Genomic DNA, 7,948 nt, shown 5'->3' with positions numbered 1-7,948 from the left:
ATCTATTGTACTATGTAAAATACCATTCCTATTTGTACGGGTATAAAAACCAGATGCTCTTTAACCACTTCCTCAATAAAAGGAATGTCGCCTCTAATAAATATGGTTTGTACTCGGGCGTCAGCTTGAAGACTCCAACGGTCAGTAAGCGGTAATTCAGCTCCAATGATTGGGGCTACCCCCCAGTAGCGACGCGATATGCTCAAACCAAGTCCTTCCGCTTCAAGAAGGTTCGTACTTGCCGATAGGCCAATGAAAGGAATAAAACCCGAGTAAGGTAATACGTAGCGAAACCCTGCATTCCAAGCCTGAATATTCATATCTAATGATAGAACGTTTGGTAGGTCGAAAAGAGACAAAATAGTGGCGGCAGTACCGGAAAGTTGGTCGAGCGGTGCATCCACTTCAAAGCGATAAATATCGTAACCTGCTACCGCACTCCATCGGTTACCTATCCGATAGCCAACCTGGGCACCGTAGCCCAACCTGGGAGTAGCGTAGTCGCGAGCGGTACTTACTGGTAAGCCGACACTGGCTTGAGGAACTATGAAAAAAGACTGTGCTAAAGAGGTTTGATCTATAGCAAGCATTAGTCCGAAAGCTAGTACAAATTTTAGTACGGTACGCATGTATTAGTTAACTCCAGGCAACTGAGAATGTTATTCTGAGCTTTCGGTAGACAAAGTAGGGGAATTAAAGCGCAATATTCACATCGTCTTCGTAGTCGAAAGGAACGTTGAACGAGAACCCGTACATTTTCACTCGAGCTTTGCCTTTGTAGCGAATCTTCTTTTCGGCGCCATTGAGCATACTCATGGCGGTGCTCAGCAGATTCATGTTCAGGTCTTCCAGGGTAAGCGTTACGTCAATAGGAACACTTACCTCACTATTGGGGTCAGCCGTAATATCATATTCACGGGAAATATCTTTTACCTTCTGCCCCTCTACTGATACCTCTACGTCAACCTGCTTCAACGTAATCTGGCGGTTATTCGGATTAAAAAATATGGCATCACCATTAATCCGGGCTCGGTTTAATCCTTCAACATCTACTTTTAGGTTTTCTATCCCTTTAAAATCCGGGGCTTCGGGAGCGGAGCAAGAGGCAGCTATGATCCCTACTACCACTATTGTTAACCAATTAATCCAAAGTCGGTTCATAGGCAATTACTTTTTGCTTTTCGTTATCAGGAATTGGAACGGGCCGACCTGTTTTGGTGTCAACCGCCACCATTACAGTAGAGGCTGAAAAGAACAACCGCTCATCAGCTTCATCGGTAATTATGTTCTCAATCGTTACGCTACTTTTGCCGAGTCGGGTCGTTCGCATTCGCACTACTGGCTTTGTACCGGGTGTCAACGGAATTTTAAAATCCATCTCTGCGTGAGCCAGTACCAAAGCTACATCTTTTGAGCCTGATTCGTTTATCTCCCGAAAATAAGCTATCCGAGCCAATTCCAGATACGTGAGGTACACCGCGTTATTCGCGTGGCCCAGCATATCCATATCCGAGTAGCGTACCTGAATAACGAAGCGAAAGCGGAATTTATTGATATCGTCTAATGAAATCACTACTCAACAATAATAGTTACCTTGTTCATTCGCTTAGCTACCAGCGAGTCGGTTTTGATGCCGGCCCCGTAGTTATTAAGATCGCCTTTCTCTACATTGAGGTAGTATTCGCGAGGCTCAATACCCACAAACTTCGCCCGACCCTTATCATCGGTGTAGGCTATTTCGCCCACCGGATTGGTTTCCTTCTGATAATCTTCTTTACTGGTAAATAGCTGTACTTCAGCCCCTTCTACCACGTTGCCAATGTTATCGCGTACGGTTATCTGTAACGATGTTTTTAGCAACTGAATAGGACTACCGTCGGCGTCAGGCACGCTGGCCGAGGGAATACTCTGGCAGCTCATTATAACGATGGCGGTGAGGGCTACGGTTTTTTTTAACATGGCTTGAATATTATTTAAATAATAGTTCCACATAATCAATCGTTTGGTAGGTTAATTAGTTCGTAGTATATAGTGTTAAAGTTTTAATTAAGCTGGATGTATACACTATAGTTAAATTGAGCACTAAGTAACTGCTTCAATACTCTAACACTGAAACACCTTGCACCATAACACCAAAAGAATTTTTGATGAATAAACAACTTCACATACTCAACTTTCTTATTGTTTGGCTACTACTTCCGTTGCAAATTTGGGCCCAAAGCTACCCAAAACTTTCCACAACCGAGACAAAGTCCGCCACAAAATACTACCGTCAGTACGTAGCAACTGTCGCAGCGGTGGAAACCTACCATTTCCGATCAAAATCATCGTTTACCAGTATGGCTTTTCGAACTTCATTGGGTACCAACTGGTCCGCTACTTATGTTATCGTTAATCAGGATACTTTTCGGGTGTCTGGCGAAGAGCATGAAACCGAAGGTTTATCGTATAGTCAGAGCGCGCTGCTGGTGTTTGATCAGCCAGTGCAAGAATTGCTTCTGCATACGGGGCAAGTGCAAGATAGCATCACCATTTCGGTTTTTAACGCCCAAGCGAGTAAAGCACCCCCGCCAGCCCTACGTAAAGCACAATTGACCGAAGATGATCTGCTCTGCGAAAAGCCCGCGTTAATAACGCAAGAAGAGTGGCGAGCGGGCTTACCTGCTCCCACCTACCAAAGAGCCACTACCCAAGTTAACCACATAATTATTCACCACTCCGCTACGTTTAACTCATTGACTAATTACGAAAATGTGGTGCGGAATATCTATCTGTTTCATACCCAGGATCGGGAATGGTCAGATATTGGGTACAACTTTCTGGTAGCCCCCGACGGAACCTTGTTTGAAGGCCGTAGTGCCGGTAGTCAGAACGTAGTTAGTGATAATATTCGGGGAGCGCACTTTTGCGGTCGTAATTCGGGTACGATGGGAGTTTGTCTGCTGGGTAATTACAATACCGCCGTACCCACCGATACCGCGCTGGCTACGATTGTCCGAGTAACTAGTTGGAAATTAGATAAAGAAGGACTCGATCCAATGGCTACGGACTCACATCCAACCAATAATAACTTAGGAGTAATTGCCGGTCATCGCGATGGTTGTGCTACCGAATGCCCAGGTGAAAATTTATACGCTCGCCTGGAATCCATCCGGTTAAGTACCGAAGAGCAGATTGCTAAAGACTGCCGGGAGGAAACACAGGTGTTCAATATTTATCCGGTTCCTAACGATGGTACCTTAACGGTTTCTCTCCCCCAACCGGATTCAACCGTACTTCTAGATATTATTGATTTGCAAGGCCGAGCTTTGTCACTTCCCATAGTTAGCCAAAGTGCCACAGCGTTTACCGTACAAACGCAAACATTACCCGCCGGAACGTACATTATGCGAATTACTACTGCTGGGGCGGTACTAACCAGAAAGATACTGATAGAGTGAGAACAAAATGGAAAAGAGATGCTTTGATAAAAGTAGTTTAAACCACTTTACCAATGAATGAGCAAGAAAAGACCGAGTATATCAATCAACTGACCCGTTACCTTTCTAATCCGAGTGCAGCTAAAGAACGCTACGAAGCTAGCGATTTTGATGGTTCACTCGAGGAATACACGCAACAGCTACAGAAGTTAGCTGATCAGTTGGCCCAAGAAGACTTTGACGATAAAGACGCATTGTGCCAGCAGGTAAAAACCCTACACCTTCCGGGCGAACAGTTCAACTGTTAGCATCCTCAGTGGCGAACAAATGAGTGACAAAATCATCAAAGTGCAGGGCATCCTGATATAATCGGTCGGAATAAAAACTAACCAGCACCTTTAGAAAGCTGGGACGGTTATCGATAAATACTTGCGAAAGAGACACATTGCCAAATTGCTGATCAATTGGGCCCTGTTTAATACTTTCAGCCGTTATCGGTGGTTTTAGATAGTAGTGCTCAGTGGTTTCTACGTAGTCCGATTTCTCTATAATACGCCGATCTTTATTCACCAAGCGGTATCCGAGTAGCATTACTCGATCTTTCAAATATTCGAGCACGTATTGAAAGTGCTTTTCTTTGATACGAGGATGGTAGGTGATGGCGAAGCCGTTAGCCGTAGGCATATTGAGAATATGCACATCAATATCTGAGCGGATGTTCGTTTTTTTGTAGTAATATGCCTGGGCTATTTTTTGGAGTAGCTCAGTTTGCTCGTCATTAATCTTCCAGTGCTCATACGCTTTTTGGTCTTTATCACTACGATGCATCACTTCGCGCACCTGGGTAGCTAGTTTGCTCTTGGCAGGAAATAATTTTTCGGCTATTTTGTCAAAAAAGGACATACAGATAGATATAGTGCTGAGGGTTATTGTGTTATGGTTGGTGTGTGTTTAAGCATTTTTGTGTCGGATATTTTATTCTGCAAAATACTGTATTTCTATATTTTTTGTCTTTTAAAGTTTTCTGCACAAACTAAAGATTTATAAATATAGTGATAGCATTATCGCTTTGTGCTATAATACCTAGCACTATAACGCTATCGTAATTTACAACTAACTTAAACATTCACAGTTATTGATTTACTATGAAACAATTATTTTTCTCAATACTGATAACCACAGGCGTAGCCTGCACTACTGCCGAAGAGTCTTCTAATACTATGACTATAGAGTATCCGCCTACCCAAACCGTAGAACATACCGATGAGTATTTTGGGATTGAGGTGTCTGATCCCTACCGGTGGCTGGAAGATGACCGTTCGGAAGAAACCGCTGAATGGGTAGAAGCGCAAAACGTAGTAACTCAAGGCTATCTGGAAAACATTCCGTATCGTTCTGCTATTGAAACGCGACTGACTGAGCTGTGGAATTACGAGAAGTATGGTACCCCTTTTGAAAGAGGCGATCGGTATTACTTCTTTAAAAATGATGGCTTACAAAACCAAAGTGTAATGTACGTGCAAGATGATCTGGAAGCTGAACCAGAAGTGTTTTTAGATCCAAATCAATTTTCATCGGATGGAACCGTATCGCTGGCAACGGTGAGCTTTACCCAAGATGGCTCGTTATTAGCCTACGCTATTTCCGAGTCGGGTTCCGACTGGCGCAAGGTGCTGGTAATGGATGCTGCTTCGCAAGAAATTGTAGAGGATACTCTGCGCGATGTGAAATTCAGTGGCATTGCCTGGAAAGATAACGAGGGCTTCTTTTACAGCAGCTACGATAAACCTACCGAAGGCAGTGACCTCTCAGGCATCAATATGAATCATAAGCTGTACTACCATGAATTAGGAACTCCTCAGCGTGAGGATCAACTTATTTTTGGTGGTGAGCAAACGCCCCGTCGCTACGTAGGTAGTACGGTTACTAAAGATCAGAACTTCCTGGCGATTACTGCCGCGATGGGCACTACCGGACGGGAACTGTACATCAAAGATTTGCGTCAGGCTACTGGTGAAATAGTGCCGGTTGTTGAGAATTTTGAAAACAATCATTCGGTAGTACATAGCGAAGGTAGTACGCTGTATATTCTGACTAACTTGGATGCGCCCAATCAGCGATTGGTAAAAGTAGATGCCACTCAGCCTACTCCCGAAAACTGGAAAGATGTACTGCCCGAGAAAGACTATGTACTACAAAGCATCTCGTTTGCCGGCGGTAAGCTGTTTGCTAACTATTTGAAGGATGCTTCTACTCGTATTGAACAGTACAACTTAGCCGGAAATTTTGAAAAAGTAATAGAACTACCCACCATTGGAACCGCTGCCGGATTTCAGGGCGAAATGGATCAGAACACGCTATTTTATGCTTTCACCTCCTTCACCTACCCTACCACTATTTTCAGCTACGATGTAGCTTCCGGCAATTCTACTGTGTTCAAACAGCCCGAACTAGATATTAATCCTGAAGACTTTGAAACCAAGCAGGTATTCTACGAAAGTAAAGACGGTACCGAAGTGCCAATGTTCATCGTTCACCGCAAAGGAATGGAGCTGAACGGGCGAAACCCAACCTACCTGTATGCCTACGGAGGGTTTAATATCAGCCTGACCCCAAGCTTTAGTATAGTGCGTTTGTACTGGCTAGAAAACGGCGGTGTGTTTGCCATGCCCAACCTACGCGGTGGCGGCGAATACGGCGAAGCATGGCACGAAGCCGGTATGCAGATGAATAAACAAAACGTATTCGACGACTTTATTGCTGCCGCCGAATATTTGAAAGAAAACCAGTACACCTCTACCGATAAACTGGCTATTGCCGGAGGCTCTAATGGTGGATTGCTAGTTGGGGCCACCATGACCCAGCGCCCGGACTTATGCCAGGTAGCATTACCCGCCGTCGGGGTGATGGATATGCTGCGCTACCACAAGTTTACTGCGGGAGCAGGCTGGGCACCGGATTACGGTATTGCTGATAGTAGCCAAGCCATGTTTGAATATTTGCGCGCTTACTCGCCCGTACATAACATTGAAGAAGGCACCGCCTACCCCGCCACGCTGGTTACTACCGCCGACCACGACGACCGGGTAGTTCCCGCTCACTCATTTAAGTTTGCCGCTACGCTACAGGAGAAACACGAGGGTGAAAACCCCGTACTCATTCGCATTGAAACCAAAGCCGGTCACGGAGCGGGCAAACCCACCTCCAAGCAAATTGAAGAATGGGCCGATAAATACGCCTTCACCTACTACAACATGAACGTAATGCCGGAGCATGTGAGGTAAACTCATGTAATACCTTTCTTAGAACATAGAGAAAAAGTTGGTCATAGCAATCTACTTTGAGTAGACATTATTGCTATCTTTATAGCTATGCCAACCATACTGATGATTAATGGCTTCAGATTTTCCTTCTACTCTGATGAAGGTTATGAACCGTGTCATATTCACGTAAAAAAGGGAGGTGGACGTGTAAGTGGTGGTTAGAGCCAGAGTTAGAAGAAGAATATGCCTACGGATTTACCCAACAGGAGCGAAAACAGATTAAACGGATGATGATCGAACATCAACAACAATTAATAGAAGCATGGTATGAGTACTTCGGATAGTAAAGTCGTCAACAAACGGGCAAGCGACCCTTTGGATCAACTTATCTTTGAAGAAGGTTTGCGGATAAAGCAGGTATGGTTTGATCAAAGCTTAGACCTGATTGTAGTATTACTGAATAACAAGAAAATTTTAAAACGCCCTTTATCCGATTTTAAGCGATTAGCAACTGCTACTGGTAACCAGTTACTTAACTTTGAGAACGACGGTATCGGTATTAGCTGGCCAGACATTGACGAAGACTTGAGCTTGCGCGGATTCCTGAAATACGAATTAGCTCACATGGATAAGCCTCTGCTTGCTTAACTTTATACGTCATTTATTATGAGATGAAATCCCGCATTAATATCACCACTACTTACTACTTTCCCTTTGCCGCAATGATTTTTGGTGGTTGTTTGCTCTTTCTGGGCTTGGTGTTGATACTGGACTTTAGGCCGTGGGGGTGGTTGGGGTTACTGCTGATCTGGGCGGGTTTCACTACATTTACGGCTCGCTACCGGCTCACTATTAATTTGGTAGAGCAGACGTACCACGACTATCTTTGGATTAGCGGATTTAAGCGCGGCGAGAAGCAACCTTTTGAGGCGATTACTGGAATGTATATCAATGAGAACCCCTACACCCAGGCAGTAAACTCAAGAGCTAGTACGATGACCAAGCACGGTATAGAATACAATGGCTACATCCGCTTCGATGACGAAAATGTTCATCTGCTAAGTGATGATAGCAAGAGCAAAGTAATGGGAAAGATGAAAAAAATTCAGCAAGTACTACAGGGCAATATTGTCAGCAGTACCAGTATCCATATCGATAGCGAAATCGCTGATTACACCAAAGCCAACAAATAATTTCTTAACAGGAATTATCAATTATCCACTATCCATTTTCAATTAGCATGTCAACCACCCTACGCGACGGAAG

Annotated in this window: 10 protein-coding genes and 1 pseudogene; 6 read left to right on the top strand and 5 right to left on the bottom strand. The window is 44.3% G+C overall.

Annotated features, from left to right (window positions below; translation table 11 throughout):
* Window positions 1-2 precede the first annotated feature (2 nt).
* The 4 genes from WBA23_RS20435 to WBA23_RS20420 form a co-directional block, all read right to left on the bottom strand.
* On the bottom strand, window positions 3-629 hold the full coding sequence (locus tag WBA23_RS20435; protein WP_424584133.1) for an outer membrane beta-barrel protein: 627 nt from the start codon (window positions 627-629) through the stop codon (window positions 3-5).
* Between the two features lie 64 nt (window positions 630-693).
* On the bottom strand, window positions 694-1,161 hold the full coding sequence (locus WBA23_RS20430; RefSeq protein ID WP_424584132.1) for an LEA type 2 family protein: 468 nt from the start codon (window positions 1,159-1,161) through the stop codon (window positions 694-696).
* Entirely contained in the window at window positions 1,142-1,573 is a 432-nt protein-coding gene (locus WBA23_RS20425; RefSeq protein WP_424584131.1) for an acyl-CoA thioesterase, read from the bottom strand. Before WBA23_RS20425 ends, WBA23_RS20430 begins: the two co-directional genes overlap by 20 nt.
* On the bottom strand, window positions 1,573-1,959 hold the full coding sequence (locus tag WBA23_RS20420; protein ID WP_424584130.1) for a carboxypeptidase regulatory-like domain-containing protein: 387 nt from the start codon (window positions 1,957-1,959) through the stop codon (window positions 1,573-1,575). Before WBA23_RS20420 ends, WBA23_RS20425 begins: the two co-directional genes overlap by 1 nt.
* 188 nt (window positions 1,960-2,147) lie before the next feature.
* Here WBA23_RS20420 and WBA23_RS20415 point away from each other — a divergent pair, with 188 nt between their 5' ends.
* Both WBA23_RS20415 and WBA23_RS20410 read left to right on the top strand, forming a co-directional pair.
* Window positions 2,148-3,440 (top strand): N-acetylmuramoyl-L-alanine amidase, encoded by a 1,293-nt coding sequence (locus tag WBA23_RS20415; RefSeq protein WP_424584129.1) that lies wholly within the window; start codon window positions 2,148-2,150, stop codon window positions 3,438-3,440.
* 53 nt (window positions 3,441-3,493) lie between these two features.
* Window positions 3,494-3,727, top strand: a complete 234-nt coding sequence (locus tag WBA23_RS20410) for a hypothetical protein (protein ID WP_424584128.1) — start codon at window positions 3,494-3,496, stop codon at window positions 3,725-3,727.
* On the opposite strand, the gene WBA23_RS20405 is transcribed toward WBA23_RS20410, so the two are convergent.
* Window positions 3,717-4,322, bottom strand: a complete 606-nt coding sequence (locus WBA23_RS20405; protein ID WP_424584127.1) for a hypothetical protein — start codon at window positions 4,320-4,322, stop codon at window positions 3,717-3,719. The genes WBA23_RS20410 and WBA23_RS20405 overlap by 11 nt on opposite strands.
* 242 nt (window positions 4,323-4,564) lie before the next feature.
* Here WBA23_RS20405 and WBA23_RS20400 point away from each other — a divergent pair, with 242 nt between their 5' ends.
* The 4 genes and pseudogenes from WBA23_RS20400 to WBA23_RS20385 all read left to right on the top strand — a co-directional run bounded on the left by WBA23_RS20400 (window position 4,565) and on the right by WBA23_RS20385 (window position 7,875).
* Entirely contained in the window at window positions 4,565-6,703 is a 2,139-nt protein-coding gene (locus tag WBA23_RS20400) for a prolyl oligopeptidase family serine peptidase (protein ID WP_424584126.1), read from the top strand.
* Between the two features lie 87 nt (window positions 6,704-6,790).
* A pseudogene (locus tag WBA23_RS20395) lies at window positions 6,791-7,026 on the top strand (DUF4160 domain-containing protein).
* A complete protein-coding gene (locus WBA23_RS20390; RefSeq protein WP_424584125.1) occupies window positions 7,010-7,330 on the top strand; it encodes a DUF2442 domain-containing protein in 321 nt (106 codons plus the stop codon). The pseudogene WBA23_RS20395 and the gene WBA23_RS20390 overlap by 17 nt, the downstream one beginning before the upstream one ends.
* Window positions 7,331-7,353: 23 nt before the next feature.
* Window positions 7,354-7,875 (top strand): hypothetical protein, encoded by a 522-nt coding sequence (locus WBA23_RS20385; protein ID WP_424584124.1) that lies wholly within the window; start codon window positions 7,354-7,356, stop codon window positions 7,873-7,875.
* The last annotated feature ends 73 nt before the right edge of the window (window positions 7,876-7,948 follow it).

The organism is Tunicatimonas sp. (assembly GCF_049647865.1).
GTDB lineage: Bacteria > Bacteroidota > Bacteroidia > Cytophagales > Cyclobacteriaceae > Tunicatimonas.
The sequence above is the reverse complement of the archived record's forward strand: the minus strand, read 5'-3'. Positions and strand labels throughout refer to the sequence as shown.

Bases quoted from the DNA above. Each gene is read 5' to 3' on its own strand.
- WBA23_RS20415 (WP_424584129.1), top strand. From the start codon at position 2,148: ATGAATAAACAACTTCACATACTCAACTTTCTTATTGTTTGGCTACTA.
- WBA23_RS20435 (WP_424584133.1), bottom strand. From the start codon at position 629: ATGCGTACCGTACTAAAATTTGTACTAGCTTTCGGACTAATGCTTGCT.
- WBA23_RS20385 (WP_424584124.1), top strand. From the start codon at position 7,354: ATGAAATCCCGCATTAATATCACCACTACTTACTACTTTCCCTTTGCC.
- WBA23_RS20405 (WP_424584127.1), bottom strand. From the start codon at position 4,322: ATGTCCTTTTTTGACAAAATAGCCGAAAAATTATTTCCTGCCAAGAGC.
- WBA23_RS20420 (WP_424584130.1), bottom strand. From the start codon at position 1,959: ATGTTAAAAAAAACCGTAGCCCTCACCGCCATCGTTATAATGAGCTGC.
- WBA23_RS20430 (WP_424584132.1), bottom strand. From the start codon at position 1,161: ATGAACCGACTTTGGATTAATTGGTTAACAATAGTGGTAGTAGGGATC.
- WBA23_RS20410 (WP_424584128.1), top strand. From the start codon at position 3,494: ATGAATGAGCAAGAAAAGACCGAGTATATCAATCAACTGACCCGTTAC.
- WBA23_RS20400 (WP_424584126.1), top strand. From the start codon at position 4,565: ATGAAACAATTATTTTTCTCAATACTGATAACCACAGGCGTAGCCTGC.
- WBA23_RS20390 (WP_424584125.1), top strand. From the start codon at position 7,010: ATGAGTACTTCGGATAGTAAAGTCGTCAACAAACGGGCAAGCGACCCT.